27 protein-coding genes are annotated in these 25,578 nt (G+C 65.7%); 15 read left to right on the forward strand and 12 right to left on the reverse strand.

What is annotated here, in order from left to right; genetic code table 11:
• Window position 1: 1 nt before the first annotated feature.
• Complete coding sequence (locus GO606_RS12360; RefSeq protein WP_246979529.1) at window positions 2-1,471, reverse strand: ATP-binding protein; 1,470 nt, start codon at window positions 1,469-1,471, stop codon at window positions 2-4.
• Window positions 1,428-2,141 carry an osmolarity response regulator transcription factor OmpR gene (gene ompR, locus GO606_RS12365; RefSeq protein WP_281503920.1) on the reverse strand — a complete coding sequence of 238 codons (714 nt, stop codon included), beginning with the start codon at window positions 2,139-2,141 and terminating at the stop codon, window positions 1,428-1,430. The genes GO606_RS12360 and ompR overlap by 44 nt, the downstream gene beginning before the upstream one ends.
• Window positions 2,142-2,489: 348 nt before the next feature.
• On the opposite strand from ompR, the gene GO606_RS12370 reads away from it, so the two are divergent.
• The 4 genes from GO606_RS12370 to GO606_RS12385 are packed head-to-tail and all read left to right on the forward strand — an operon-like array spanning window position 2,490 to window position 4,791.
• Window positions 2,490-2,753 carry a hypothetical protein gene (locus tag GO606_RS12370; protein WP_169117112.1) on the forward strand — a complete coding sequence of 88 codons (264 nt, stop codon included), beginning with the start codon at window positions 2,490-2,492 and terminating at the stop codon, window positions 2,751-2,753.
• Between the two features lie 60 nt (window positions 2,754-2,813).
• The gene (gene tsaB / locus GO606_RS12375) at window positions 2,814-3,506 is read left to right on the forward strand and encodes a tRNA (adenosine(37)-N6)-threonylcarbamoyltransferase complex dimerization subunit type 1 TsaB (protein ID WP_169117113.1); all 693 of its coding nucleotides are present in this window, start codon (window positions 2,814-2,816) and stop codon (window positions 3,504-3,506) included.
• Window positions 3,503-3,958, forward strand: coding sequence for a ribosomal protein S18-alanine N-acetyltransferase (gene rimI / locus GO606_RS12380; RefSeq protein WP_246979534.1), 456 nt, complete (start codon window positions 3,503-3,505; stop codon window positions 3,956-3,958). Before tsaB ends, rimI begins: the two co-directional genes overlap by 4 nt.
• The gene (locus GO606_RS12385; RefSeq protein ID WP_169117114.1) at window positions 3,955-4,791 is read left to right on the forward strand and encodes a uracil-DNA glycosylase; all 837 of its coding nucleotides are present in this window, start codon (window positions 3,955-3,957) and stop codon (window positions 4,789-4,791) included. The genes rimI and GO606_RS12385 overlap by 4 nt, the downstream gene beginning before the upstream one ends.
• A gap of 25 nt (window positions 4,792-4,816) precedes the next feature.
• Here the strand turns inward: GO606_RS12385 and lplT are convergent, their stop codons facing one another.
• Window positions 4,817-6,067 (reverse strand): lysophospholipid transporter LplT, encoded by a 1,251-nt coding sequence (gene lplT / locus GO606_RS12390; protein ID WP_169117115.1) that lies wholly within the window; start codon window positions 6,065-6,067, stop codon window positions 4,817-4,819.
• Window positions 6,068-6,245: 178 nt separating this feature from the next.
• Here lplT and GO606_RS12395 point away from each other — a divergent pair, with 178 nt between their 5' ends.
• The 5 genes from GO606_RS12395 to GO606_RS12415 all read left to right on the forward strand — a co-directional run bounded on the left by GO606_RS12395 (window position 6,246) and on the right by GO606_RS12415 (window position 13,968).
• Window positions 6,246-7,166 (forward strand): LysR family transcriptional regulator, encoded by a 921-nt coding sequence (locus tag GO606_RS12395; RefSeq protein ID WP_169117116.1) that lies wholly within the window; start codon window positions 6,246-6,248, stop codon window positions 7,164-7,166.
• A complete protein-coding gene (gene radA / locus GO606_RS12400; protein ID WP_169117117.1) occupies window positions 7,166-8,533 on the forward strand; it encodes a DNA repair protein RadA in 1,368 nt (455 codons plus the stop codon). The genes GO606_RS12395 and radA overlap by 1 nt, the downstream gene beginning before the upstream one ends.
• 165 nt (window positions 8,534-8,698) lie before the next feature.
• Window positions 8,699-10,177, forward strand: coding sequence for a PAS domain-containing sensor histidine kinase (locus GO606_RS12405; RefSeq protein WP_169117118.1), 1,479 nt, complete (start codon window positions 8,699-8,701; stop codon window positions 10,175-10,177).
• Between the two features lie 3 nt (window positions 10,178-10,180).
• Window positions 10,181-10,576, forward strand: a complete 396-nt coding sequence (locus GO606_RS12410) for a response regulator (RefSeq protein WP_169117119.1) — start codon at window positions 10,181-10,183, stop codon at window positions 10,574-10,576.
• A gap of 20 nt (window positions 10,577-10,596) precedes the next feature.
• The gene (locus tag GO606_RS12415; RefSeq protein ID WP_169117120.1) at window positions 10,597-13,968 is read left to right on the forward strand and encodes an EAL domain-containing protein; all 3,372 of its coding nucleotides are present in this window, start codon (window positions 10,597-10,599) and stop codon (window positions 13,966-13,968) included.
• Between the two features lie 78 nt (window positions 13,969-14,046).
• On the opposite strand, the gene GO606_RS12420 is transcribed toward GO606_RS12415, so the two are convergent.
• The 6 genes from GO606_RS12420 to GO606_RS12445 form a co-directional block, all read right to left on the reverse strand.
• Complete coding sequence (locus GO606_RS12420) at window positions 14,047-16,263, reverse strand: FAD-dependent oxidoreductase (RefSeq protein WP_169117121.1); 2,217 nt, start codon at window positions 16,261-16,263, stop codon at window positions 14,047-14,049.
• Window positions 16,264-16,335: 72 nt separating this feature from the next.
• Window positions 16,336-16,563: a hypothetical protein gene (locus GO606_RS12425; protein ID WP_169117122.1), complete on the reverse strand. Its 228-nt coding sequence runs from the start codon at window positions 16,561-16,563 to the stop codon at window positions 16,336-16,338.
• Between the two features lie 271 nt (window positions 16,564-16,834).
• Window positions 16,835-17,068: a hypothetical protein gene (locus GO606_RS12430; protein ID WP_169117065.1), complete on the reverse strand. Its 234-nt coding sequence runs from the start codon at window positions 17,066-17,068 to the stop codon at window positions 16,835-16,837.
• 308 nt (window positions 17,069-17,376) lie between these two features.
• Window positions 17,377-17,568 carry an anti-sigma factor family protein gene (locus GO606_RS12435; protein WP_169117123.1) on the reverse strand — a complete coding sequence of 64 codons (192 nt, stop codon included), beginning with the start codon at window positions 17,566-17,568 and terminating at the stop codon, window positions 17,377-17,379.
• A 92-nt stretch (window positions 17,569-17,660) separates the two neighbouring features.
• Complete coding sequence (locus tag GO606_RS12440; RefSeq protein WP_169117124.1) at window positions 17,661-18,452, reverse strand: DUF6969 family protein; 792 nt, start codon at window positions 18,450-18,452, stop codon at window positions 17,661-17,663.
• Complete coding sequence (locus tag GO606_RS12445) at window positions 18,449-18,745, reverse strand: hypothetical protein (protein WP_169117125.1); 297 nt, start codon at window positions 18,743-18,745, stop codon at window positions 18,449-18,451. Before GO606_RS12445 ends, GO606_RS12440 begins: the two co-directional genes overlap by 4 nt.
• Before the next feature lie 672 nt (window positions 18,746-19,417).
• Between GO606_RS12445 and GO606_RS12450 the strand changes: the two genes are divergently transcribed.
• From GO606_RS12450 to GO606_RS12460, 3 genes are all read left to right on the forward strand, one after another.
• Window positions 19,418-19,840 carry a hypothetical protein gene (locus GO606_RS12450; protein ID WP_169117126.1) on the forward strand — a complete coding sequence of 141 codons (423 nt, stop codon included), beginning with the start codon at window positions 19,418-19,420 and terminating at the stop codon, window positions 19,838-19,840.
• A gap of 213 nt (window positions 19,841-20,053) precedes the next feature.
• Window positions 20,054-20,794, forward strand: coding sequence for a DUF3641 domain-containing protein (locus tag GO606_RS12455; RefSeq protein WP_169117127.1), 741 nt, complete (start codon window positions 20,054-20,056; stop codon window positions 20,792-20,794).
• Between the two features lie 48 nt (window positions 20,795-20,842).
• Complete coding sequence (locus GO606_RS12460) at window positions 20,843-21,889, forward strand: methyltransferase domain-containing protein (RefSeq protein WP_169117128.1); 1,047 nt, start codon at window positions 20,843-20,845, stop codon at window positions 21,887-21,889.
• Window positions 21,890-22,008: 119 nt separating this feature from the next.
• Here GO606_RS12460 and GO606_RS12465 read toward each other — a convergent pair whose 3' ends face one another.
• The 3 genes from GO606_RS12465 to GO606_RS12475 form a co-directional block, all read right to left on the reverse strand.
• The gene (locus tag GO606_RS12465; RefSeq protein ID WP_246979537.1) at window positions 22,009-22,161 is read right to left on the reverse strand and encodes a sigma factor-like helix-turn-helix DNA-binding protein; all 153 of its coding nucleotides are present in this window, start codon (window positions 22,159-22,161) and stop codon (window positions 22,009-22,011) included.
• Window positions 22,158-22,352 (reverse strand): hypothetical protein, encoded by a 195-nt coding sequence (locus GO606_RS12470; protein ID WP_169117066.1) that lies wholly within the window; start codon window positions 22,350-22,352, stop codon window positions 22,158-22,160. Before GO606_RS12470 ends, GO606_RS12465 begins: the two co-directional genes overlap by 4 nt.
• A 100-nt stretch (window positions 22,353-22,452) precedes the next feature.
• The gene (locus GO606_RS12475) at window positions 22,453-23,310 is read right to left on the reverse strand and encodes a class I SAM-dependent methyltransferase (RefSeq protein ID WP_169117129.1); all 858 of its coding nucleotides are present in this window, start codon (window positions 23,308-23,310) and stop codon (window positions 22,453-22,455) included.
• 205 nt (window positions 23,311-23,515) lie between these two features.
• On the opposite strand from GO606_RS12475, the gene GO606_RS12480 reads away from it, so the two are divergent.
• The 3 genes from GO606_RS12480 (at window position 23,516) to GO606_RS12490 (ending at window position 25,559) form a co-directional block, all read left to right on the forward strand.
• On the forward strand, window positions 23,516-24,511 hold the full coding sequence (locus GO606_RS12480) for an AraC family transcriptional regulator (RefSeq protein WP_169117130.1): 996 nt from the start codon (window positions 23,516-23,518) through the stop codon (window positions 24,509-24,511).
• A gap of 90 nt (window positions 24,512-24,601) precedes the next feature.
• A complete protein-coding gene (locus tag GO606_RS12485; RefSeq protein WP_169117131.1) occupies window positions 24,602-25,114 on the forward strand; it encodes a peroxiredoxin in 513 nt (170 codons plus the stop codon).
• On the forward strand, window positions 25,074-25,559 hold the full coding sequence (locus tag GO606_RS12490) for an FKBP-type peptidyl-prolyl cis-trans isomerase (RefSeq protein ID WP_211166473.1): 486 nt from the start codon (window positions 25,074-25,076) through the stop codon (window positions 25,557-25,559). Before GO606_RS12485 ends, GO606_RS12490 begins: the two co-directional genes overlap by 41 nt.
• The last annotated feature ends 19 nt before the right edge of the window (window positions 25,560-25,578 follow it).

Raw genomic sequence — 25,578 nt, forward strand, 5'->3', positions numbered from 1 at the left:
CTCATGCCGGAGTGTCATCCGGCTCGGGCCCGCGCATCCTCGTGCCGAGACGGCGTTTTTCCAGCGGAAGATGCAGGACCGCGAGCAACCCGCCGCCGAGGCGGCGCCCCAGGTCCAGTCGCCCGTTGTGCGAGCGGATGATGCGTTCGATGATCGCGAGGCCGAGGCCGGCGCCCTTGGTGTTCGAGCGCGCGTTCTCGAGCCGCGTGAAGGGGTGGCGCATCCTCTCGATTTCGCTCTCCGGAATGCCCGGCCCGCGATCCGCGACTTCGATCGTCGCCTCTCCCTCGGTGCTGTTCACTTTGATATCTATGGGATGGTTCTCGCCCGCATAGCGGATGGCGTTGTCGATGAGGTTGGCGATCGCCCGCCGCAGAGACAGGCTTCGGGCGGGCAGGACCAGCTTCTCGGGCAGGTCCGCGCGTATATCGATGCCGCGCAACCGATAAGGTTCCACGAGGTCCCGCACGAGGCCCGGCAGGTCGAGCGCCTCCATCGGCTCTTGCGGTTCTCCGCGCCCGAAATCCAGGAACTGGCCGATGATCCGGTCCATCTCCTCGACGTCGGCCACCATTGCGGCGATCTCGGTTTCCGGCGCCCCCGACATTTCGACGCCGAGCCGCAGGCGTGCCAGCGGCGTACGCAGATCGTGGGAGACGCCGGCGAGAATCAGCGCGCGATCTGCGTCCGTGCGGGCGAGATCCCCTGCCATCTGGTTGAAGGCTTTCGCCACCGCGGCAATTTCCTGCGGGCCTGTTTCGGGCAAGTGCGGCGGCGTGCGACCGCTGCCGACGACGCGCGCCGAGCGGGCGAGGTTGCGCAGTGGGACGCTGATCCGGGAAACGATCAGGTAGGCGCCCAGCAGCGCGACGAGGAGCGCACCGCCTCCCCACGTCAGCCACTCGATCGCCTCGGTCTGTTGCAGCCGCTCGGACGGAAGCATGACCCAGAAATCTTCCTTGTCTTCGGGGTGGAGCCTGAAGCTGATCCAGAAACCGTCGAGCGTTTTCCACCGCGAGGCAAACCGCGTGTGAGCGCCGAGCTGGCGGCGAATCTCTTCGGTCAGCAGATGCATGGCGCGGTTGTCGGGCAGCGGAAGGAGTTCGTCGGAAGGTTCGGCCGGGTAGATCCGGATCCCCTCGAGCGCCGCCAGGTCGATGAGCAATTCGGTGCGGCGCTCGACGTCCGCGTTGATCAGCGCGGTGCGGGTCAGGTTCACGACGCTCGTCGCCATCTGCGCAAGATCGCGTGCGCGCACCGGCTCCTCGAAATGGCGAAAGATCTGCGACCAAGCCACCAGCGCGAGCGTCAGCAGGAGGGCAATAAGCAGAAAGGTCTGCCACAGCAGCGTGCGCGGCGGAAGATCGTTCACCGCCTGGCTGATGGCCTCACGAATGCCGGTCCACCCGGCCGGACGCGAATGATGTTCAGCTCTCGCTTGCAGCTTTTGTATCATCGGGAACGAATACATAGCCGAAACCCCAGACCGTCTGGATGTAACGAGGTTTCGCCGGATCGTCCTCGACGAGCTTGCGCAGCCGGCTCACCTGCACGTCGATCGCCCGATCGAAAACGCCGTACTCCCGCCCGCGCGCGAGTTCCATCAGCTTGTCGCGCGACAGGGGTTGCCGCGGATGCTGGAGGAGTACCTTCAACAGCGAGAATTCGCCCGTCGTGAGTGCGATCTCGTCGTCGTCACGCGTCAGCGAGCGCACGCCGAGATTGACGCGCACACGCCCGAAGCTGACGATTTCATCCTCGCTCGTCGGCGCACCGGGCAGGCTCGGCGGCTGGCGGCGCATGACCGCGTGGATGCGGGCCACCAGTTCACGCGGGTTGAAGGGCTTGGCAAGGTAGTCGTCGGCACCCATTTCGAGCCCGATGATCCGATCGACATCGTCTCCCTTTGCCGTGAGCATGATGATCGGCATGGCGTTTTCATCGGCACGCAGGCGCCGGCAGATCGCCAGGCCGTCCTCGCCCGGAAGCATCAGGTCGAGCACCATCAGGTCGAAATGCTCGCGATGCAGCGCCCGGTCCATCGACGGCGCGTCGACCACCGCCTTGACCGTAAAACCCTGCTCCTGCAGGTATCTCGACAACAAATCGCGCAGCCGCGCGTCGTCGTCGACGAGTAACACTCTATATCGGATTTTAGCGTTCATAAGTCGCATCCTATCCTTTGAACATTTGGCATGCTAGCGCTTCGGCAGCCCATGCCGGGTACCGGAGTAACGCTTCGTAAGGTGGTGTGGAATAGGCAACACCCCGTTACAGCATGGTCCGAAACGCGCACGGACATCTCCCACGGCACGGGTAATTCCTAGTATTTTTCGGGTACGCAAAAGTCGCCCCCCGTGAAGAGGCTGGAGATCATCATCATGACACATCCGAGATTGGCATCAGATCCCGCGACATCCGGTTGTCGGGCTGGGGCTTCGGTTCACCTGCACGCGTGGGGGCGTGGACCAGCACTGTCGATCCTGGCCATGACCGTGGCGTTCGGCGCGTGGGATCCGGTATTCGCACAAGCCGTGCCCGGGGTGCTCGCGGAGGAGCCGCTGGCCACCCTGCAAAGCCCGAAGGATCTGCGCCGGGCCGAACTCAGACGCGCATTGATCAGCGGCGCGGACCTCCCCGGCGCAGAGCGTGAGCGGCCGCCCTTGTCCCAGAATGAACGCGAGGCGTTGAACCGGGAATTACGCGAGGCGATGCGTGGCGTCTATGAGAGCCGAAGGGCTGCCGCCCGATAGACACTTTCCGTCGACGCTCATTTCACTTGTCGGCCGCCGCTGCCGGTAAAATGCCGGCCTATGAAAATCCTCGCCATCGAGACCTCGTGTGAACACGCGAGCGTCGCCCTGCTGGTCGACGACGACATCGTCGAACGCCGCCTCGAAGGGCATGCCAATCATTCGGAGTACCTGCTGCCGACGCTTCGGGCCCTGCTCGGGGAGGCCGGATTCCCGATCGCCACACTCGATGCGATCGCATTCGGCGCGGGACCCGGCGCCTTCACCGGGCTGAGGCTGGCGTGCGGGGTCGCGCAGGGTCTCGGGATGGGAGCCGGGATCGGTGTGGTGCCGATATGCAGCCTCGCGGCGCTGGCGTTGCAGGGCGAAGGGAGCACGGTTTTCGTCGCGACCGATGCGCGCATGGGCGAAGTGTATTCGGCGGCATACCGGGTGGAGGGCAAACGGGCGATCGAAGTGCAGGCTCCCGCCTGTTCACCGCCGCAGCACCTGGCTTTGCCGCTTGACGAACGGTGGTTCGGCGTCGGCTCGGCGCTGCGCGTGCATGAAGCAGGCATTCCGGCGTCGGTCATCGCCCGCTTGCGGGGCTGCAATTCGGCGGCGGTTCCCCAGGCTGCGGATATTGCCCGGCTCGCGGTCCACGAGATCCGCGAAGGCCGGCTGCTGGCGCCCGAATACGCCGCCCCCCTGTACGTGCGCGACAAGGTCGCGCTCACGACGGCCGAACGTCTCGCACGCGGAGGACGCGCTTGAACGCCGTGGCGTCCGATTTTTCCCCGATGACCGATCGCGACCTCGACTGGGTCGTCGACCACGAAGCCGCACTTCATGCTTTCCCGTGGTCCCGCGGAAACTTCGTTGATTCGCTGGCGGCCGGCCACAGCGCATGGGTGATGCGCGTTGGCGGGTCCCCCGCTGCGTATGCCGTCATGTTGATGGTGCTGGACGAAGCGCACCTGCTCAACATCAGCGTGGCGCGCGAGTTCCAGGGCGCGAGGCTCGGCACAGCCCTCCTGCGGCATCTTTTTGCCGAAGCGCGGCGATGTGGTGCGTCGCAGTTCTTTCTCGAAGTGCGCCCCTCGAATTCGGCGGCTCTCGCGCTGTATCGCTCGCACGGCTTTCAGCCGATCGGACGGCGCAAGGGCTACTACGCGCTGCGCGAAGGCGGTCGCGAGGACGCGATCGTGATGCGGCTCGAACTATGAACGAGCGTCGCGATGCGGTACTGCGCGAGATGGGCCTGGCGCCGCTGTGGCGACTGCGCGGAAGGTCGCAGGCGCGGCAGGCGGACGAACCGGAAGCCGTGCCGGAAGAACCGGCTGCGGCGCGTCCATCCGCGACGAAAGCCGGCGAGGTCTCCATGCGGGAACGACAGGCCTCGCATCAGCCGCAGCCGGCCCCTGTGCCGCAGCCGGCGCCTGTTGCGGTCGCGCAGTCGGCCGATTCCATGGACGAGCGCGCCGGGCGGATCGAAACCCTGGACTGGGAAGCGCTCGAGGCCGACATCCGTGCGTGCACGGCATGCCGCCTGTGCGAGCGGCGTCGCCAGGCGGTGCCGGGTGTCGGCGATCGGCTGGCGGACTGGATGTTCGTCGGCGAGGGGCCCGGGGCGGAAGAAGACCTGCGCGGCGAACCGTTCGTCGGCGTTGCCGGCAAGCTCCTCGACGCGATGCTGGCGGCGATCGGATTGAAGCGGGGCGAAGGGGTATATATCGCGAACGCGGTCAAGTGCCGGCCGCCGCACAACCGCACCCCGGGAAACGACGAGATCGAGGCCTGCGCACCCTATCTCGCCAGGCAGATCGCACTGGTGCAGCCGCGCCTGCTGGTTGCGCTGGGTCGTCCGGCGGCGCGCGCGCTGCTCGGCGTCGATGTGGCAATCGGCGCGGCACGTGGACAGGTTTTCAGGTATCGCGGGACACCGGTGGTCGTGACCTACCACCCGGCCTACCTGCTGCGCAATCAACGGGACAAGGCGAAAGTCTGGGAAGACCTGTGCTTTGCCCGCGAACTGATGGAAAAAACGACGCCGGCGTGACGAAAGACAGGCGCGGAGGTCTTGCTCAGTGCTTGTGTTCGTCTAGCAGCGCGACTGAATCGAATTCGCGCTGGTTCCGTTCATGATGGCACTTGACCAGCAGCATCATTCCCGCGACGAACAGCCCGAACATCACGATGACGATGTGGATCGACAGGCCCGACATGATCAGCAGCGCATAAAGGCCGGTCATCACCAGGATCGACAGGTTCTCGTTGAAGTTCTGCACCGCAATCGAGTGCCCGGCGCCCATCAGGATATGACCGCGGTGCTGCAGCAGCGCATTCATCGGCACGACGAAAAATCCGGCGAGGGCGCCGACGAGCACCATCAGCAGCATCGCGAGCGTCGCGTGGGTGACGGTGACCATCGCCATCACCACGATTCCCATCGCGATTCCCAGCGGAATCACGCTGACGGAACGACGCAGGCTGATCATCTTCGCCGCCATCACCGCCCCCAGCGCCACCCCGATCGCGACCACGCCCTGCAGCATCGAGGCCTGCGAGAGATTGAACCCCAGGTTATGTTCGGCCCACTTGATGACGATGAACTGGAGCGTCGCCCCGGCGCCCCAGAACAGCGTCGTGACCGCGAGCGAGATCTGGCCGAGCTTGTCGCGCCACAGGAGCTTCAGGCAATGGTTGAAATCATGGATCAGGTAGACCGGATTGTTCTTGAGCGGCTTGTGGTCGACGCCGGTGTCGGGAATATAGAAATTGAAGATTCCGCCCGCCACGTAGAACAGGCCGATCACCGCGATCGTGGCGCTGAATGTGCCGTTGACCAGCGGCAGGTTCAGGCTCGCGAGCCAGGCCGATGCATCGGGGCGAATGAGGAGGCCGCCGAGCACGGTGCCGAGGATGATCGCGCCGACGGTCAGGCCTTCGATCCAGCCGTTGGCCACGACTAGCAGCCGGTGCGGGAGATATTCGGTAAGGATGCCGTACTTCGCCGGCGAGTAGGCCGCCGCGCCCAGACCGATCACCGCGTACGCGAGCAGCGGATGCGCACCCAGGAACAGCATCAGGCACCCGCCGATCTTGATCGTGTTGCTGATCAGCATCACGCGCCACTTCGGCATCGAATCCGCGAAGGCGCCGACAAACGCGGCGAGGGCGACATAGGAAACCGTGAAGAACAGTTTCAGCAGCGGCTCGAATTGTTCCGGGGCTGCCATCTCACGGAGAAGCGCGATTGCAACGATCAGCAAGGCATTGTCGGCCAGCGCGGAAAAAAACTGCGCTGCCATGATGATGTAGAAGCCGAGCGGCATCGGAGGGAGGCGCCGTCACGTGAGTAAAGGGCGGTTTATATCACGGCAGGGCTGAATTGTTTTGATTCGAAACAAGGCCCGCCCTGTTCGGCGCTCGGCTGGAACCGGGTAGGTCCCCCACCGTAGGCGCGGCATGTGGTTTAATACAGCATATAAACACGATTTATGGAGAGGCGGGATGGCAGATCGCAGGCTGCAGGTATTCAGCGCGGTGGCCAAGCACGGTTCATTTACCCGCGCAGCCGAGCATCTTTTCATGACCCAGCCGGCGGTCACGTTCCAGATCAAGCAGCTCGAGGAACATTTCAACACCCGCCTGCTGGAGCGCGGGCACGGCAAGGTCACCCTTACGACGGCCGGCGAAGTCGTGCTCGCCTATGCCGACCGGATCCTCGACCTGTCCGAGGAACTCGAGTCGCGCGTGTCGGAGCTGACCGACGAACTGGGGGGAACGCTGAGCATCGGCACCAGCACGACGATCGCCGCGTACTGGCTGCCGAAGCTGCTCGAGCGCTTCAAGCATAAATATCCGCGCGTGATTCCACGGGTCGTGGTGGGCAATTCGCAGCTCACGGAGGACCGGGTCGCGGCGCGGGAGCTCGACCTCGGGCTGATCGAGATCGTGTCGGAACAGCCGGCGATCGAGCGCTTTACCGCCGCGCGCGACGAATTGTTCGTGATCTGCCGCCCCGGACACCCGCTCGCGTCGAAGACGCGGCTCACCGCGCACGATCTGCTCGACCATGCTTTCATTACGCGGGATCCGGGCAACGCGATCCGCGAACTGGCCGAGCAGTTCTTCGCCGCGGCCGGAATCGGCCTCGACGAAGTCAATATCTGCGCCGAGCTCGGCAGCCTTGCGACCGTCAAATATCTGGCTGCCGAAGGCGTCGGCTTTGCAATCGCGTCGTTCGCCGCGATCCAGCGCGACATCGGGGAAGGGCGGCTGATTTCCGTGCCGCTTGAACCGAAGCAGTACACGCCGCTCGAAGTGATCATCCCGAAGGACAAGTTCCGCTCGAGCCTCATCACGACGTTTGCGGAACACGCCGTCGCAGAGCTCTCCGCGATGGCCGGAGCCTTGCCCGGACGCGAGTGATGGCGAAAGCGAAGACGGTCTTCAGCTGCACCGAATGCGGCGCGCAGGCGCCGCGCTGGCAGGGACAGTGCCCGCAGTGCAAGGCGTGGAACACGCTCGTCGAAACCGTGGCCGAAGCTGGCGGGGGCAGCCGTTTCGCGGCGCTGGCCGGCAGCACTGCGCAACTGCAGACGCTGGCCGATCTCGAACCGCGCGAAGAGCCGCGCACCCCCACTGGGATCGACGAGTTCGACCGGGTGCTGGGCGGCGGGCTGGTGGCGGGCGGCGTCGTGCTGATCGGCGGCGACCCCGGCATCGGCAAGTCGACGCTGCTGCTGCAGGCGCTGTCGGTGCTGGCTGCCCGGCACAAGGCGATCTACGTCAGCGGCGAGGAGTCGGGCGAACAGGTGGCGCTGCGCGCGCAGCGCCTGCAGCTCGACCCCGCCGGGCTGCAACTGCTGGCGGAGATCAACCTGGAACGGATCCTGGCGATGCTCCGCGACGAACGCCCGCGCATCGTGGTGATCGACTCGATCCAGACGGTGTATTCCGAAGTGCTGCAGTCGGCGCCCGGCTCGGTCGCACAGGTGCGCGAATGCGCCGCGCAGTTGACCCGCCACGCAAAGCAGAGCGGCACCTGCATGATCATGGTCGGCCACGTGACGAAGGACGGCACCCTTGCCGGCCCGCGCGTGCTCGAGCACATGGTCGACACCGTGCTGTACTTCGAAGGCGATACCCATTCGAGCTTCCGCCTGGTGCGCGCGTTCAAGAACCGCTTCGGCGCGGTCAATGAACTGGGCGTGTTCGCGATGACCGAGCGCGGGCTGCGCGGCGTCAGCAATCCCTCGGCGCTTTTCCTGTCGCAGCACAGCCAGCAGGTGTCGGGCAGCTGCGTGCTGGTCACGCAGGAAGGCACGCGTCCGCTGCTCGTCGAGATCCAGGCGCTCGTCGACGGCGCGCACAGCCCGAATCCGCGACGGCTGTCGGTGGGGCTCGAACAGAACCGGCTGGCGATGCTCCTCGCCGTGCTGCACCGGCACGCCGGGGTCGTGTGCTTCGACCAGGACGTGTTCGTCAATGCCGTCGGGGGGGTGAAAATCGCCGAGCCTGCCGCGGATCTCGCGGTATTGCTGGCGATCGTGTCGTCGTTGCGCAACCGCCCGCTGCCGCGCGAGCTGGTGGTATTCGGCGAGGTCGGGCTGGCGGGCGAAATCCGTCCGGCGCCGCGCGGCCAGGAGCGGCTCCGGGAAGCGGCGAAGCTCGGCTTCACCACCGCGATCATCCCCAAGGCGAACGCTCCGCGGCAACCGCTGGGCGACATGCGGGTGATCGCGGTCGATCGCATCGAGGAGGCGATCGACCGCGCCCGCGAGCTCGAAGGCTGACTATCGCTCGCATCGCATCGCATCGCCTCGTCGGCGGGGACGGTGATTTGTTACGGGTCCGGCGTCCCGTTTCTACCGGTTATTGAATAAGCTGTGCACTGCGGCCGCGGTTCGCTTTCCAGCACGGTCCACGCGCGGCCGGCGTGCCACTTTCCGGAGGGAGCAATGCCCGACCAGGTCGATTACAGATGGATCGCGGATGACCCCGATGCGCTGATGATGCTCGATCATGCCGGCACGGTGCTGGAGTGGAACGACGGCGCCGAGCGGATGTTCGGCTATTCGCGCACGGAGGCCGTCGGCACGAGGGTCCACGAGCTCGTGACGGTGCCGGGCAGCGAAGCGGAGCAGGACCATTTCATCGCCGAAACGACTGAACGCGGGCGCGGCACTTTCGAGGCCTTGCGCCGGCGCAACGACGGCACGCTGATGTACGTCGTGATTTCAGGCAAGGTCGGGCAGGGGGCGCCGGACGAACTGTACCTGCTGTTTTCGGAGAAAGACGTCACGCAGCTGAAAGTGCAGCGCGACAGCAAGTCGCTCGAATCGAAGTTCCGGGAACTGCTCGATTCGATGCCCGACGGCATCGTCATCGTCAATCCCACCGGTCACATTCTGATCGCGAACCGGCAGGCCGAGCGGCTTTTCGGCTACGACCGCGATGAACTGCGCGCGCGTCCGGTCGAGGACCTCCTGCCGCTGCGTTTCCGCAACGCGCACAAGGGCCACCGGTCGCATTATTTTTCGGCGCCCCGCACCCGGGCGATGGGCGCGGGGCTGGAACTGTACGGCTTGCGCAAAAACGGAACGGAATTTCCCGTCGAGATCAGCCTGAGCCCGCTGAAAACCGAGGAAACGCCGGTGGTGATGAGTGCGATCCGCGACGTCAGCGAGCGCAGGGGTTTCGAGCAGGCGCTGCAGGAAAAGAATCTCGAACTGCTCGCCGCCAACCGCGCAAAGGACCGCTTCCTTGCCAGCATGAGCCATGAGCTGCGCACGCCGCTCAATGCCGTGATCGGCTTCACCGGCACGCTGCTGATGAAGCTGCCGGGCGAGCTCAATTCCGAACAGACCCGCCAGCTCGAGATTGTCCGCAACAACGCGCGCCACTTGCTGGCGCTGATCAACGACCTGCTGAATCTCGCGAAGATCGAGGCTGGCAAGGTCGAACTCAATTTCGAGCCGACCGACTGCGGCGCGCTGGTCGGCGAAATCGCTGCCTCGCTGCGCCCGCAGGCGCTGTCGAAGGGGCTCGAACTGATCGTCGCGATGCCGGTCGAGGCGATCGTCTTCGAAACCGATCGGCGCGCCCTGAGTCAGATTGTTATCAACCTCGTCGGCAACGCGATAAAGTTCACCCTGCACGGCAGCGTCCGGATCGACCTGGCGCTCGACGATTCGGGCGAAAAATGCAGGTTCGTGCTGTCGGTCAGCGATACCGGACCGGGAATCGGGGAGCAGGAGCTTGCCTCGTTGTTCGAAGCCTTCGTCCAGGGGCAGGCGTCGCGGACGAAAGGAGTGGAAGGCACCGGTCTCGGGTTGCATCTGAGCCGCAAGCTCGCCGCGTTGCTCGGGGGCGAGCTGAGTTGCACGAGCGCGCCGGGTACGGGCAGCGTCTTCACCCTGACTTTGCCGGAGCCCTGAAAAGTGGCCGCACGAATACTGATCGCGGAAGATCATCCTGCCAGCCTGGAACTGCTGCGCTATCTTCTCGCGGCAAACGGTTACGACATCCTTTCGGCCGAGGACGGGGAGGCGGCGCTCGATCTTGCGCGCCGCGACAGACCGGACCTGATCATCTGCGACCTCCAGATGCCGAAGAAGAACGGCTACGAAGTGGTGCGGCAGCTCAAGAGCGAGCCCGTCCTGGCGGCGATCCCGGTGGTCGCGGTCACCGCGTTTTCGATGATCGGAGACCGGGAGCAGGTGCTTGCCGCGGGGTTCGACGGTTATCTGTCGAAACCGATCGAACCGGAACAGTTCGTCGCACTGATCGAACAGTATCTGCCGCCGTCGCTGCGCCAGCAGCACGGCGGCCAGTGACTGGAGGACGATACTCGAGCATGGCTACTATCGCCGTCGTCGATGACATGCCTGACAACCGGGAGTTGCTGGCGACGATTCTCAAGGCATTGAATCATCGCGTCATCGAGGCGGCGGACGGTGCGGAGGCGCTTCGGCTGGTGCGCGAGGAAAAGCCTGCGCTGGTGATTTGCGACATCCTGATGCCGCAGGTGGACGGCTACGAATTCGTGCGGCAGCTGCGCGCCGATGCGGCGATCAGCGAGACGCCGGTGATCTTCTACACCGCCTACTATCTCGAGGACGACGCGCAACGGCTGGCGAAGGCGTGCGGAGTCGTCGATATCCTGACCAAGCCGTCCGATCCCGAAGAGGTCATCCGGGTCGTGACGAAGGCCCTCGAACAGCCGGCCCGCGTGCCGGTGACGCTCCAGGAACCCGAGTTCGACCGCCGGCACCTGCACCTGATAACCGGCAAGCTCGCCGAGAAAGTCGCCGAGCTGCAGGCGGCAAGCGCCAAGCTCGAGGCGCTGATCGAGCTCAATCTGCAACTCGCATCGCAGCGCGAGCTGGCTCATCTGCTCGACCACGTCTGCAAGAGTGCCCGGCAGCTCATCGGCGCGGACTACGGGAGCCTCGTCGCACGCTGTACGGACAGCGAGGCGCGGGCGTACACCGTCCATTCCGGCATTCCGCCGGAAGTTGTCGCGACGATGGGAGCGGTGCAACTCGATGAGGGCCTGCTCGGGCGGGTCTATCGCGAGCAACAGGCCGAACGCTGCGAATTTCCCGTCGAGCGGGGCGTGGAAACCGGCTTGCCGGCAGGGTATCCGCCACTGCGTTCCGTCGTCGCCGCACCGCTCACGTCGCTGACCAAGGTTTATGGCTGGCTGTGCCTCGGCAACAAGCAGGGGGAGGGCGGTTTCACCGCGGACGACGAGAAATTGCTGCGCATCCTCGCCGCGCAGGTCGGACGGATCTACGAGAACGGCAGCCTGTACCGGCAGGTAAGCCGGCATGCCCTCGAACTCGAAGTGGAGATCGTGGCGCGAGAACGCGCGCAGCGGCATTTGAGCGCGCAATACGAGGTGGCGCGGATCCTCGGTGAAGCGGTGAGCTTCGACGAAGTCGCGCTGAAGGTCTTGCAGGCGATCTGCGCAAAGCTCGATTTCGCAGCGGGGGCGTTGTGGAAGGTGGATGAGCCTGCGGGTGTGCTGTGTTGCCTCGGCGCGTGGTGCCAGCCAACGGAACTGTGCGGCAAATGGGTGGAGAAGATATCCCGGATGGTGCTCGAACGCGACAGCGGTGCTCCGGGCAACGTCTGGTCGTCGCGCCGCGCGCTGTGGCGTTCGCGAATCGAACCGAATCCCCGCTGCCATTGGACCATCGAGGCGCTCGACGCAGGGCTGCGCGCGGGCGGCGCGTTTCCGATCGTCGTGCGCGGCGAGGTCGCGGGCGTGCTCGAGGCCTTCAGCCGCGAATACCAGGATGAGGATTTGCGGCTCATTGATACGCTGGCGTCGCTCGGCGGCCAGATCGGACAGTTTCTCGAACGCAGCGAGCAGCAGCAGCACATTCGCCGTCTCACGCGTGTGTATGCCGTCCTGAGCGGCATCAACTCCGCGATCGTGCGCATTCACAGCCGCGACGCGCTGTTCGACGAGGCCTGTCGCATCGCGGTCGAGGCGGGGGGATTCGGCATCGCATGGATCGGCGAACTCGACCCGGCGACGACGCAGGTCACTCCCGTGGCATGGGCCGGCGGCGACGACGCGGTGACGGTCCGGGAACTCGCCGCCGCCACTGCCGGAGAAACCCGCGATCCGGTCGGAGAGGCGGTGCGCACCGGGATTCCGGTGTTCATCAACGACATACCGGCATCAGGGGCGAGCATGACCGGATTGTCCGAAGCGCAGCGCTACGGATACCGCTCGAAAATCGCGCTGCCGCTTTTTTCCGAAGGGAAGGTCGCGGCGGTGCTGGTGCTTTATGCCCCGGAGCCCGGTTTTTTTGCCGGCGACGAACTGCAGCTCCTCGGCGAACTTGCCGGCGACGTGTCGTTCGCGCTCGAATTCATCGCGAAGAAGGACCGCCTCGCGTTCGTCGCGTACCACGATCTCCTCACCGGCATGCCGAATCGCGCCCATCTGCTCGAACACCTGACCCAGGCGCTGCAAAGCGTCCGGCAGCACCCGGGCGAGCGCGTCGCGGTCGTAGTGTGGAACATTCACCGCTTCCGCAACATCAATGAAACCTTTGGCCGCCAAGTCGGCGACGGGGTGTTGCGCGAGGTCGGGCAGCGGCTGAGCGCAGCCTGGCCCAATCCGATGGACGTCGCCCGCATCGCCGTCGACCATTTCGCCGGCATCGTCAGCGACAACCGGCAGGTCACCGAAATCGCGCACCTGATCGAGCAACTCGCCGTCGACGTGTTCAGCAGGTCGATCGTCATCGGCGAGCACGGCTTGCGGGTGGCCGCGTCGGCGGGGATCGCGGTCACGACCGGCGAAGACCAGGACGCCGATACCCTGCTCAGGAATGCCGAGGCGGCGCTGCGCAAGGCCAAGGGCTCAGGGACGAATTACCTGTTCTACGGGCCGGAAATGAATGCCCGCGTGGCCGAATCGCTGATGCTTGAAAACCGCCTGCGCCAAGCCCTCGAACGCAACGAATTCGTGCTCTATTACCAGCCGAAAGTGTCCGGAGCGACCGGCCTCGTCACCGGGCTCGAAGCCCTGATGCGGTGGAACGACCCGACCGTCGGCCTGGTGCAGCCGGACAAGTTCATTCCGATCCTCGAAGAGACCGGCATGATCCTGCAGGTGGGGCTATGGGCGATCCGCCAGGCGCTCGCCGACGCGCACGCCTGGCAGGCAGCGGGGATCGAACCGCCTCGCATTGCCGTCAACGTGTCCGCGATCCAGTTGCAGCAGAAGAACTTCGTCGAATCCGTGCGCGGCGCGATCGAGGAAGCCAATGGCGATGCGCGGCATGTGGATCTCGAGATCACCGAGAGCATGGTGATGACCGAGATGCAGGAAAACATCGCGAAGCTGACCGAGATCCGGCTCATGGGCGGAGACATCGCGATCGACGATTTCGGCACCGGGTACTCGTCGCTGGGCTACCTCGCGAAGCTGCCGGTCGGCGCCCTGAAGATCGACAAGTCCTTCATCGAGACCATGGCGACGACGCCCGAGAGCATGACGATCGTGGCGACGATCATCTCGCTCGCCCATTCGCTGGACCTCAAGGTGATCGCCGAAGGCGTCGAGGAGGAGGAACAGGCGAAGTTCCTGCGCCTGTTCAAGTGCAACGAACTCCAGGGCTATCTGATCAGCCGCCCGCTGCCTCCCGACCAGGTTGTCGACTTCCTGCGCAGCCGGCGAGGGCCGGATCACCCATCTCGTTGATGTGCTGTGCACGACCGGCACCGCTTGTGCCGCCAGCCGAAGCCGGCGGCAAGCAGGCGCAGATGTACGGGCATGCGCTCAGCTCCCGGACGAGGCGTTCGCATTCGGGATTTTTCCAACGCTTGGTCCGGTGTCCGATCGTGCACCGCCAGTCCCCCTGCGCCAGCCGTGGAAACGCCCGACCCATTCGAGCAGTTTTTGCGGCGCGTGGGCGCGCTTCCACTCGCCGGCGGCGTACTTGTTCGCTTCCGCGAGCGTCGGGTAGATGTGGATCGTGCCGAGGATCTTGTTGAGTCCGAGTCCATGACGCATCGCGAACACGTACTCGGCGATCAGGTCGCCGGCGTGCTCGCCGACGATCGTGACGCCGAGGATCCTGTCCTTGCCCGGCACCGTGAGCACCTTGACGAAACCGTGCGCCTCGCCGTCGGCGATCGCGCGGTCGAGATCCTCGATGGCGAAGCGAGTGAGCTCGAAGGGGATGTTGCGCCGTTTGGCGTCCTGTTCGTTCAGGCCGACGCGCGCGACCTCGGGATCGACAAAGGTCGCCCACGGCACGGCCGAATAGTCGGCACGGAATTTCTTGAACGGCGCAAACAGCGCGTTGACCGAGGCATACCAGGCCTGATGGGCGGCGGTATGCGTGAACTGATACGGGCCGGCGACGTCGCCCGCGGCGTAGATGTTCGGGTAGTTCGTCTGCAGGTATTCGTTGACCGCGACCGTGCGCCCGACCGGAATGCCCAGTTCCTCCAGGCCGTAGCCTTTCAGTTTCGCCGCGCGGCCGACGGCGACGAGCAGCACGTCGAACGGAATGCGCACTTCCTGCCCCTGATGTTCGGCAATCAGGACTTTCTCGCCGTCGTCGACGACGAAGCGCTTCGCCTCATGGCCGGTTCGCAGCTCGATGCCTTCGGCGCGGAAACGTCCCATCACCAGCTCGGAGACTTCCGGGTCTTCGCGCGGCATGATCCGCTCTCCCTTCACGAGCATCGTCACCGCGGCGCCGAAGCGGGCGAAGGTCTGCGCGAGCTCCGAGCCGACGGGGCCGCCGCCGAGCACGAGCAGGCGACGGGGCAACTCGCGCAGGTTCCAGATCGTGTCCGAGGTGTAATAGCCGACGTCGTCGATGCCCGGAATCGGCGGCACGAAGGGGCGCGCGCCGGCGGCGATGATGATGCTGCGCGTCGTGAGCGTCTCGTGTCCGCCGTCGTTGCGCGCGATCTCGACTTCCCATGGCGAGACGATCTTCGCCCGGCCCTCGATCACCTCGACGCCGAGGTCGGTGTAGCGCTCGACCGAGTCGTGCGGTTCGACGGTCCTGATGATCGCATGCACGCGCGCCATCACGTCGGCGAAGTCGAAGTCCGCCGTGGCCTCGCGAATGCCGAATTCCTTCGCGCGCCGGATGTGCGACAGCAGCTTCGCCGAGCGGATCAGCGCCTTCGACGGCACGCAGCCGGTGTTCAGGCAGTCGCCGCCCATCTTGTGCTTTTCGACCAGGGTCACCTTCGCTTTCACCGCGGCGGCGATGTAGCTGCTGACCAGCCCGGCCGCGCCTGCGCCGATCACCACCAGGTTGCGGTCGAAGCGTGCGGGTTTCTGCCAACCGGCATACACCTTCCGCGCCTTGACCAGCTCGACGATCTTCTTCGCGATCAGCGGGAACACGCCGAGCAGCGCGAAGGAGGCGAGCAGGCCCGGCGACAGGATGCCGGCGAGCGAGTCGATCCGGACGAGCTGGGTGCCGGCGTTCACATAGACGAGGGTGCCGGCCAGCATGCCGAGCTGGCTCACCCAGTAGAAGGTCCAGGTCCGGATCGGCGTGAGCCCCATCACGAGGTTGATGACGAAGAACGGAAACACCGGCACCAGGCGCAGCGTGAAGAGGTAGAGGCCGCCATCCTTCGCGACGCCTTCGTTGATCGCGCGCAGGCGGTCGCCGAAGCGCGCCTGCACCATGTCGCGCAGCACGAAGCGCGAGGCGAGGAAGGCGAGGGTGGCGCCGATCGTGGAAGCGAAGGAGACGATCAGGGTGCCCCACCCCAGGCCGAAGATCGCGCCCGCGGCGAGTGTCATGACCGCCGCGCCCGGTAGCGACAGGCCCGTGACGGCGACATAGACTGCGAAGAACAGCAACGCCGCAGCCGCCGGCCGCGCGTCCCGCCACGCTTCGATGGCGGCCTGCTGTCTCTTGAAGAAGTCGAGACTGAAGTACCGGTCGAGATCGAACAGGAAGAACAGGGCCATCGCGAGGACAATCGTGGCGAGGAGCGCAAGTCGGCTGGTTTTCATTCTCGGGGCCCGGTTGGTTGGGAACTGGCGCGGACGCCACGTATCGGTTGGTCGTCAGTCGGCGCGAATACCTTACACCGTCGCACGAATTCGCTCGGCGTCGCAGGCAGCGGCGGGAAGTCGGTGGTGGATCCGCGCAGTGCAGGGATTCTTTGCAGCGCACGGATTGGCGGCCTGGGTGCCCGTCATCGGCGCGCAGGGGTTCGCGGCGTGTGACGCCAGAGGCATGCCCAGCGCGGCGCTGAGGACGCCGGCGGAAAAGAGGGTCGTGAGCGTGCGGCGGGTGTGGGCGTATTTCATGATCTGTCCTCTCTGTCGGTAGGGTGTTGCGGCAAGAGACCACATGCGTTTCCTGCGGTCACATCGCTAAGTCGCCGATGCCGCATCAATCCTTACAACGGATTTTCCGCCCCGCTCGATCGACGAATGTGGCGTGCGCTCATGGCGTCAGGTAGACGACCAGTTGATGAATCGCCCGCCGGGGCGATGGCGATGGCGACACGGCCGCACCTGCCGCCGGTGCCTTGTTACGCGACGGCGAGGACATGTCCGGGTTTCATTATGATCCTTGTCACAGCCCGAAATAAGGTCGAAGCCTGCCGCCCAGCCAGGTTCCCGGCAGCACCGCGGCAAACCACAACCAGCCATGAAGACTGGTCGAGGCCGCACCCGCAGGGGCCGCCGCGAGGATTCCGGCGCCGATGGCGGCCGCAATCAAGCCACTTGCAATTGTTCTCATGATCAGATCCTCCAGTTCGATGTTCAGGGGGAGGGTGGCGAGCACACTCGTAGTGATTGGTCGCACGGCGCATGCTTCTCCTTACAGCCGGGGTCAGCGTCGTGCCGTAAGTGCCGCAAATTTTAGACAGCCCGGCAGTGACGAAAGATCGCTGATCTCGCCGTCCGGTGGAGCAGGCTTTCCTCAGGGCCTGTAGTCAGCTCTGCTGCCCCCAGCGGTGTCCCTTGAACGCCGAGTCGAGCGGGGTATGGAAGAGATGGTTGGCGTAATTGCTGAGCGTCTTGACGGCCATCGATCAGGGCGCGCCCGAGCCAGTTTTCCATGCGTCCCAGCATGAATCCCATCACACGCTCCTCGGGCGGGTGTCGTGGGCTTCAACCTTCGCTGTCGGCGCCGCCTTCGCGCAAGCGCTGCGCGGCCTTGCGCAGGAAGCCCAGGTGCTTGCCGTAGTTGGTGCAGCCGATGCACATCATCCTGTGCATCTTCAGCGCGAGGCGCTCGCGCAGCGTCAGCTCGCGCTCGTACCCTTCGGACATGAGGCGGGTCGCCTCCTTGCAGTTCATCATGCGATAGCCCCTCCCTGGAACCAGCGGTTCTCCAGGCACTCGCGCAGTCCCATGCGTGCGCGGTGCAGGATCACCCAGCAGTTGCTGTTCGTCTATGCCGCCTCCTCCAGGGCTGCGATCAGATGCTTGACAGAGACGGGCAGATAGCCGGTGATCTCCAGCGAACGATCCTCGAAAATATCCTCGCCCCGGCGCTCGCGCAGATGCGCGGCGATCACCGCATCGCGATGCCGGATCAGGCCCTCGACCCAGGGCCGGTAGAGCCGCAGCATCGCGCCCAGCCAGCGGTTCGCTGGCCACGAAGGCCACGCATGGTCGATCTCAAAGCGGTCGAGCATGCGGATCACGTCGTCGGCCGGATACCAGGTCTCGCCGGTAACCCAGCGGTTGGTCGCGAACAGGCCGATCGGCTCTCCCCATGCATCCATCGAAATCGCGACGAGGTGGCTGATCGCATCGCCGCCCGCGGGCCAGGGCTCGCTCGCCTGCGGCCATGCCAGGGGCGCCACTCCCTCGGGCATGCCCCCGGCCCGCAGGAAGGTGTGGAAGTGCCCGTGCTCGATGTCGCCGCGGTGCGCGTGGTAATAGTACTGCGCGTGCGTGTCGGCATCGAACACGTCGTCGCGCGGGTAGTGCTCCATCTCGACGAAATCGCCCTGGTCGCGCAGCACCTCGCCGACCACGTTGAGGCCGACCTTGGTCAGCACCCGGCGGCATTCGAGCACTTCCTTCCCGGCATCGAGGAGTTCGCGCCGGGTGCGTGCGTCGAGATCCCGAAGCGCGGGGAGGAAGTCCGCCAGACCGGGCGGCTCCGGCCGGCCTGCAGCGGGCGCCCCGTCATGCGACGGAGCGGTCGGGACCCTTGCGGCCGTGCCCGTCGTCATTTCTTTACGGCGCACGGATTCTTCGCAGCGCAGGGGTTCTTGGCGGCGCAGGGATTCTTCGCCAAGTGCGCCTTGAAGCGCTTCTGCTCGTCTCCCATGTAGGCCACCAGCGCCGCGAGCTCTTTCGATTTCCAGTCCAGCGCCTTGCCTGCCATCGGCGCGCGCGTCGCGCGGGCTCCGGCGGCACAAGGATTGGTCTGCGCAAACGCCGTCAGCGGAAGGCCGAGCGCAGCGCTCACCAGGCCAGCGGAAACCATCGCGGTGACGGTGCGACACGTGTTGGCGTGATTCATGGAAACGTCCCTCCATCGTGAAGTGGATGTTTTGGCACGACAGACCGTCCGCCGAGGCGGATGGTCATGCGCATTGGTCGTGGGGTGTGCCGATTCCTTACAGTAGAAGCGTTTCTTTTTGCAGTCCGCTCGTTTCCCGACTGCCCGCGCGTAAGGGCGCACGCAGTGAAACGACCAACTCGAATAGGGGCGACTTCGGAAGGCGGTCACCGCGCCGATGCGCGGACAGCGCCTCACCTTCCTGCCCACGACGCACATGTCCTGAGGCGCTTGGCGCACCCTGATCGCGGTGGAAACCTTCGCCGAAGTTCGCGACAATCACGAGGCCGGACCGCCTGCGGTGGCCGCCCGACCCGCGCTTCTGCCTGACCGGAGACGACGACCTGCCGACCATTCCGGCTTCTCACCCCGCGCCCCGGGACACGACCCGGGCGATTGACCGGGCTTGTGCCCGAGACGACCCGATGACGAGTTTTCCGGAATTCTCTGCCGAATCGCTGCACGCCCGACGAGCAGATTTGCCCGGTCAGCCTCGACTTTTCGCGCTCGCAACGCCTGCCGCCGGATGTTCGGCGTCGCGTCACTGGTGCGATGCGCGCGGCTGATTGGCGGTGTTCGCCGCCCGTGCCTGAACCCGTGGCGCAATCTCCGGCGCCAGCACGCGCCTCGCGTATGCCGCAACTGGTGATCGTCAGCCCGGCGCTGCGCGACGCCAACAACGGCAACTGGCAGACGGCCCGGCGCTGGCAGCGGCACCTCGCCGGCGACTGCCGCGTGCGCATCGTCAAGGCCTTGCCCGATGCGCTCGCCGCCGGCGACGCCGCGATGCTCGCGCTGCATGCGCGGCGGTCGGCGGAATCGATCGCGGCCTGGGCCGGCGCGCAGCCGGGCAGGGGGCTCGCGGTGGTGCTCACCGGTACCGATCTCTATCGCGACATCATGACCGACGCTGCGGCGCGGCGCTCGCTGGAACTCGCGCAGGCGCTCGTCGTGCTGCAGGAATGCGCGCCGCAGGCGCTGCCGGAAGCGGTCGCGGCCGGGCGGCTACAGGTGCGCGATGCGAGGTGCTCGATGCCGACGAGATCGTCTGGGTGACCCAGGCCGGCGGTGCGCCGTGGCTGCGCGCCACGAGGACAGTGCGGCAGTGTCGGGAGAGGATCGCCGCCCGCTTTCTCCTTGCCGCCCCACGCACTGTCGAAGGGCGCAAAAGTTTTGCAGACGATCAGACGATGTAAGGATCGCCCCGCTCGTCCGACTCCGGCCATGTATAGGAAACAATCAAAAACAACCGTGCTCCAGGAGGCCCCGATGCACCCGATTTTTCCGCTGCTCAGCGTCACCGATTTCCCGAAAATCCGCCGATCGCGGATCGAAACGCTGCAGGTGAATCTGGGATACCGCTGCAACCAGAGCTGTGTCCATTGCCACGTCAATGCCGGCCCGAACCGCCGCGAGGAGATGTCGGCCGGGACGGTCGACGCCGTAATCGCCTTTCTCGACGCGAGTCCGATGGTCACGACGCTCGATCTGACCGGCGGGGCGCCGGAGCTTAATGCGAACTTTCGCCGTCTCGTGATGGCGGCGCAGGAGCGCAACGTGCGGGTGATCGACCGCTGCAACCTGACGATCCTGGAGGAGCCGGGCGACGAAGATCTGGCGGCCTTTCTCGCGCGACAACAGGTCGAGGTCGTCGCCTCGCTGCCCTGCTACCTCGAAGACAACGTCGACCGGCAGCGCGGCAAGGGCGTCTTCGCTGCGAGCATCCGCGGCCTGCGCAAACTCAACGCGCTCGGTTACGGCATGCGCGGCAGCGAACTGGTGCTGAATCTCGTATACAACCCGCAGGGTCCGGTCCTGCCGCCGCCGCAAGAAGCGCTCGAGCGCGCCTACAAGGAACATCTCGGTGACGCGTTCGGGACTGCCGAGACGCTCGCGGGCCGTGCGATCCGCGTCGCCGACCACTGCTATGGCTGCACGGCCGGGCAGGGGTCGAGCTGCGGCGGGGCGCTGGGCGAAGCGCACGCCGAAAGTCAGAGCTGCGCGGCATGAGCGGCACCAGAACACCGTCCAGCGCATCTTTCCCCGGAGATTCAAGCCATGCATGAAGTCGTCAAGGACTACTACGGAAACCAGCTGCAGAGCAGCGATGACCTGCGCACGACGGCCTGCTGCGATGCGAGCCGGATGCCGGCGTGGCTCAAGCCGCTGCTCGCGCGGGTGCACCCCGAGGTGCTGTCGCGCTATTACGGCTGCGGTCTCGTCTGCCCGCCGCTACTGGACGGCTGTCGGCTGCTGGATCTGGGCAGCGGTTCTGGGCGCGACGTCTATGTGCTGTCGCAACTCGTCGGCGAGCACGGGCAGGTGGTCGGCGTCGACATGACCGAGGAGCAGTTGGACGTCGCCCGACGCCATCAGCAATACCACCGCGAAGCCTTCGGCTACGGTCGCGACAACGTGGCCTTCCACCTCGGTTACATCGAGCATCTGGACGAGCTCGGCCTGCCCGATGCGAGCTTCGACGCCGTGGTGTCGAACTGCGTGGTGAACCTCTCGCCGGACAAGGACGCGGTGCTGCGCGAAGTCTTCCGCCTGCTCAAACCGGGCGGCGAGTTCTACTTCTCGGACATCTATGCCGACCGGCGCGTACCGGCCGCGGTGCGCAACGACCCGCTGCTCTACGGTGAATGTCTCGGCGGCGCGCTGTACTGGGCGGACTTCCTGGCGCTTGCGCGGCGGCACGGCTTCGACGACCCGCGGCTCGTCGAGGACCGCCCGATCGAGATCACCGACCCGGCGCTCGCCGCACGCGCCGAGGGCATCGGCTTCCACTCGGCGACCTACCGCCTGTTCAAGCTCGATGGCCTCGAGCCGCAGTGCGAGGACTACGGGCAGGCGGTGATCTACCGCGGCAGCGTGCCGTCGATGGCGCAGCGCTTCCGCCTCGACAAGCACCACGACATCGAGGCCGGCCGGGTCTTCCCGGTGTGCGGCAACACGTGGCGCATGCTGCACGACACGCGCTTTCGCGAGCATTTCGAGTTCATCGGCAACTTCGACCGCCACTTCGGCCTGTTCGAGGGCTGCGGGAGCCAGATGCCCTTCGACCGCAGCGCGCAGTCGGGCGGTTCGGCCGCCTGTTGCTGAGGAACGGGCGCCATGCTCAGGGTACGACAGGGTGTGCACCCGCAGGGCAATGCGTTCCCTGAACGTGAGCATGCGCTCGTACCCTTCGGACATGAGGCGGGTCGCCTCCCTGCAGTTCGTCATGCGACGGACTCCCCCTGGAACCAGCCATTCTCCAGGCATTCGCGCAGCCCCATGCGGGCGCGGTGGAGAATCACCCAGCAGTTGCTGGTGGAAATATCGAGCTGCTGGCAGATTTCGCCGGTGTCGAGCTCGAGGAACTCACGCATCATATAAACGCGGGCGATCCGCTCCGGCAGCTTGTCGAGACAGGCGTCGAAGACTGCCCGCCGGTGTAAGGGTCGCGCGCCTCCACCATCCAGGCCATCACCAGCAGACTGCCGAGCAGTTCGGGGTGATGGTCGTCCGGGGCGCGGGGCGGGGCAACGCCGAGCAGTTTTCCGAGGGTGTCGCGGATGTGCATTCTGGTCTTCTCCCACATTGAGTCGACGCGCGGAACGGTGTGGACCTTACAGCCGCCGCGAATGTCCAGCCCGTGCGCTTCAGCGCGTCGACCCGCTGCACTACTGCCGCGTGATCACCACTTCGAGGTATTCGCTCGGAACCACCAGCGAGTCCGGTCCGGCCGTATTGCGGGATTCGAGCAGTTGCAGCAGATCGGCGTGAAGCCGCGCCTGCCCCGCGTCATCCAGCGCCTCGAAGGCCTTGTGTGTGGGGCCGTAGTAGGTGCGGAAGACCTCGATCCAGTGGGCTGCGGAGCGGTAGCGGAAGTTGAACGACCGGCGCGCGCAGCGGATGTCGGTGGCGTGGCGGCCGAACAACTCGACGAGGTACGGTTCATCGCCCCACCGCAGCGGCGAGCGGACGCCGGCCGGAGGCGGAACGTGGGCGCCGATGACGCGGAACAGTTCGCCGATGAATCCGGCCGGAGTCCAGGCAGCAAGGCCGATGCGCCCGCCGGGGCGAACCACGCGCAGCAATTCGCCGGCACTGCGGTCGTGGTCGGGGGTAAACATCACGCCGAACGTTGACAGCGCGACGTCGAAGCTGCCGTCGGCAAAGGGCAGCGCTTCGGCGTCGGCGACGCGGAAGTCCACCGCCAGGCCATCGGCGCGTGCACGCCCGGCGGCCTGGTCGAGGAGGTGCGGCACGTAATCGATCGCGGTCACTTCGGCGAAGCGCCGTGCCGCGGCCAGCGTTGCATTGCCGTTGCCGGCGGCCACATCGATCACGCGTTCGCCCGCGCGCAGGTCGACGGCTTCGGCCAGCAATTCGCCGACGATCTGCAGGCGCGTGCCGATGAATCCGTAATCTCCGCTTGCCCAGGTCGCTTGCTGGCGCAGCTTGATCGCTTCGAGGTCGGGTGGCGGCGGAACCGCAATGGACTGGCTGGAGGGGCACAGGGCGGTGGGTGCGTTCATGATGGTCTCCTGTCGATGGGGAAAACCGGTCCTCTGCGGGCCCGGGTCGGCGCGGCGAACTCACCTTCCGACGCAGTCATTCTTTCGCCGCGCCGCGTTTGATGCTTCACTGAGAGTCGGGCAAATTTGCTCGTGCGTCCGCAGTTGACCGCCTGTCGCTCCGATGGTACTGCGCAGCCCGGGCATTGCCGGCCGGAACAACGCCATGAGCCGAGATACGCTGTCCGATCTGTTGCGTGCCGTTCGCCTGCGTGGCGCGGTCTTCTACTACGTCAGCTGCTGGGAGGACTGGGCCGCCGAAGCGCCTCCCGCGCGGGAGATCGCGGCGGCAGTGCTGCCCGGCGCGGAGCACGTCATGGAATTCCACATGGTCGCGAAGGGCGCCGGCTGGGCAGCGGTCAGCGGGTTTGCGCCGGTGCGGCTCGGGGTCGGCGACATCGTCATGTTTCCCCACGGCGACGCCCACGTCATGTCGAGCGCCCCGGGCGTGGAGCCCGCACGCCTGAGCGCCGACTGGGTCTTCGCCACGCGGCACGAACCCCGGCCGATGCCCGTCGCCTACCACCGCGGCGTCAGGGAACCCGGCGCTGCGGCACCGGTCGCCGACGCCGACACCATCCTGGTATGTGGATTCCTCGGCTGCGACCTGCGGCCGTTCAACCCGCTGGTGGCGGCCTTGCCACACCTGCTGCACCTGCCGGCGGCGCGCGCCGGAGGGGCCATCGCACGCGTCATCGACCAGGCGGCGCAGGAGTCCACGCAGCGCCGTCCCGGCGCTGACGCGGTGCTCGAACGCCTGGCCGAGATGATGTTCGTCGACACCGCGCGGCGCTATCTCGACGGCCTGCCGGAAGACGCGACCGGCTGGCTGGCCGGTTTGCGCGACCGCTACGTCGGCCGCGCCCTTGCTCTCCTGCATGAATACCCCGAGCGTCCGTGGACGATCGATGAACTCGGCCAGCAGGTCGGGCTGTCCCGCTCCGCGCTGCATGAGCGGTTCGTGCAGTTCCTCGGCGAACCGCCGATGCACTACCTGGCGAACTGGCGCATCCAGGTCGGTTCGCGCCTGCTGCGCGAAACCGGCCGCACCGTTGCCTCGATCGCGCTTGATGTCGGCTACGAATCGGAAGCCGCGTTCTCGCGCGCTTTCAAGCGTCTGGTCGGCCTGCCGCCCGCGACCTGGCGTCGCCGCGCCCGTTGAAGACTTTTCAGGGCGCTGCGGCCCGCTCCGGTTACCGGTAGAGTTCGCTCCGGCTCTCCGTTAGAATCTTTCGCACGTCAGGGGGATCACATGCTGCAGATCGGTGAGATGGCGCCAGCGTTTTCATTGCCGGATGCGGAGATGGAGGTTTTCGACCTCGCCGCGGAACGCGGCAGGCATCATGTGGTCCTCTACTTTTATCCGCGCGACAACACCCCGGGATGCACGCGCCAGGCGGCCGACTTCAGCGATCACGAAGACGACTTTGCCCGTCATGACTGCATCGTGGTCGGTGTGAGTCCCGACGATTGCCTGACCCACGCCGAGTTTCGCGACCAGCACGGGTTGTCGGTACGTCTGCTCTCGGACGTCGAGAGGGAGGTCTGCCGGCTCTACCACGTGTGGCAGCCGAGGGAAGTCGACGGTGTGAAGAAGATGGGGGTGGTGCGGACGACTTTCGTCATCGACAAGGAAGGCGTCATCCGCCACAAGCTCCAGGACGTTGCCCCCCGCGGCCACGTGGCGGGGGTTTTCGAACTGGTCAGGAAACTGCAAACAGAGAATGCACATGGAAATCGTCAAGAACAGCGTGGTAACGCTTAACTACACCGTCGTCGATCCCGACGGCACCATGATCGACGACGGTCAGCAGCCGCTGGTCTACCTTCACGGCGGCTACGACGGCATCTTCCCCGTGCTGGAAGAAGCGCTGCACGGCAAGAAGGTCGGCGACCAGCTCAAGGTCAAGCTGCAGCCCGAAGACGCCTTTGGCGACTACGATGAAGAACTGGTGCTGGTCGAGGAAGTGGGCCAGTTCCCCGACAACATCGAAGTCGGCATGTCCTTCGAGCGCGTCAGCGACGACGGCGAAGAGGAGATGATCTACCGCATCACCGACATCGCCGACGGCAAGGTCGTCGTCGATGGCAATCATCCGCTCGCCGGCACCGCCCTCGTGTTCGATGTCACGGTCGCCGCAGTGCGTCCGGCGACTGCCGAAGAACTCTCGCATGGTCACGTTCACGGCGCCGGCGGACACCACCACTGATGATCGGCTGATCCCGCAC

Origin of the sequence: Aromatoleum anaerobium, assembly GCF_012910705.2 — a bacterium.
GTDB lineage: Bacteria > Pseudomonadota > Gammaproteobacteria > Burkholderiales > Rhodocyclaceae > Aromatoleum > Aromatoleum anaerobium.

Excerpts from the sequence above, each read along its gene's own strand:
- GO606_RS12360 (WP_246979529.1), bottom strand. The coding sequence starts at position 1,471 with ATGTATTCGTTCCCGATGATACAAAAGCTGCAAGCGAGAGCTGAACAT.
- GO606_RS12370 (WP_169117112.1), top strand. The coding sequence starts at position 2,490 with ATGACCGTGGCGTTCGGCGCGTGGGATCCGGTATTCGCACAAGCCGTG.
- tsaB (WP_169117113.1), top strand. The coding sequence starts at position 2,814 with ATGAAAATCCTCGCCATCGAGACCTCGTGTGAACACGCGAGCGTCGCC.
- GO606_RS12385 (WP_169117114.1), top strand. The coding sequence starts at position 3,955 with ATGAACGAGCGTCGCGATGCGGTACTGCGCGAGATGGGCCTGGCGCCG.
- lplT (WP_169117115.1), bottom strand. The coding sequence starts at position 6,067 with ATGCCGCTCGGCTTCTACATCATCATGGCAGCGCAGTTTTTTTCCGCG.
- GO606_RS12395 (WP_169117116.1), top strand. The coding sequence starts at position 6,246 with ATGGCAGATCGCAGGCTGCAGGTATTCAGCGCGGTGGCCAAGCACGGT.
- radA (WP_169117117.1), top strand. The coding sequence starts at position 7,166 with ATGGCGAAAGCGAAGACGGTCTTCAGCTGCACCGAATGCGGCGCGCAG.
- GO606_RS12405 (WP_169117118.1), top strand. The coding sequence starts at position 8,699 with ATGCCCGACCAGGTCGATTACAGATGGATCGCGGATGACCCCGATGCG.
- GO606_RS12415 (WP_169117120.1), top strand. The coding sequence starts at position 10,597 with ATGGCTACTATCGCCGTCGTCGATGACATGCCTGACAACCGGGAGTTG.
- GO606_RS12420 (WP_169117121.1), bottom strand. The coding sequence starts at position 16,263 with ATGAAAACCAGCCGACTTGCGCTCCTCGCCACGATTGTCCTCGCGATG.
- GO606_RS12425 (WP_169117122.1), bottom strand. The coding sequence starts at position 16,563 with ATGAAATACGCCCACACCCGCCGCACGCTCACGACCCTCTTTTCCGCC.
- GO606_RS12435 (WP_169117123.1), bottom strand. The coding sequence starts at position 17,568 with ATGATGAACTGCAAGGAGGCGACCCGCCTCATGTCCGAAGGGTACGAG.
- GO606_RS12440 (WP_169117124.1), bottom strand. The coding sequence starts at position 18,452 with ATGACGACGGGCACGGCCGCAAGGGTCCCGACCGCTCCGTCGCATGAC.
- GO606_RS12445 (WP_169117125.1), bottom strand. The coding sequence starts at position 18,745 with ATGAATCACGCCAACACGTGTCGCACCGTCACCGCGATGGTTTCCGCT.
- GO606_RS12450 (WP_169117126.1), top strand. The coding sequence starts at position 19,418 with ATGCCGCAACTGGTGATCGTCAGCCCGGCGCTGCGCGACGCCAACAAC.
- GO606_RS12455 (WP_169117127.1), top strand. The coding sequence starts at position 20,054 with ATGCACCCGATTTTTCCGCTGCTCAGCGTCACCGATTTCCCGAAAATC.
- GO606_RS12460 (WP_169117128.1), top strand. The coding sequence starts at position 20,843 with ATGCATGAAGTCGTCAAGGACTACTACGGAAACCAGCTGCAGAGCAGC.
- GO606_RS12465 (WP_246979537.1), bottom strand. The coding sequence starts at position 22,161 with ATGATGCGTGAGTTCCTCGAGCTCGACACCGGCGAAATCTGCCAGCAG.
- GO606_RS12470 (WP_169117066.1), bottom strand. The coding sequence starts at position 22,352 with ATGCACATCCGCGACACCCTCGGAAAACTGCTCGGCGTTGCCCCGCCC.
- GO606_RS12475 (WP_169117129.1), bottom strand. The coding sequence starts at position 23,310 with ATGAACGCACCCACCGCCCTGTGCCCCTCCAGCCAGTCCATTGCGGTT.
- GO606_RS12480 (WP_169117130.1), top strand. The coding sequence starts at position 23,516 with ATGAGCCGAGATACGCTGTCCGATCTGTTGCGTGCCGTTCGCCTGCGT.
- GO606_RS12485 (WP_169117131.1), top strand. The coding sequence starts at position 24,602 with ATGCTGCAGATCGGTGAGATGGCGCCAGCGTTTTCATTGCCGGATGCG.
- GO606_RS12490 (WP_211166473.1), top strand. The coding sequence starts at position 25,074 with ATGCACATGGAAATCGTCAAGAACAGCGTGGTAACGCTTAACTACACC.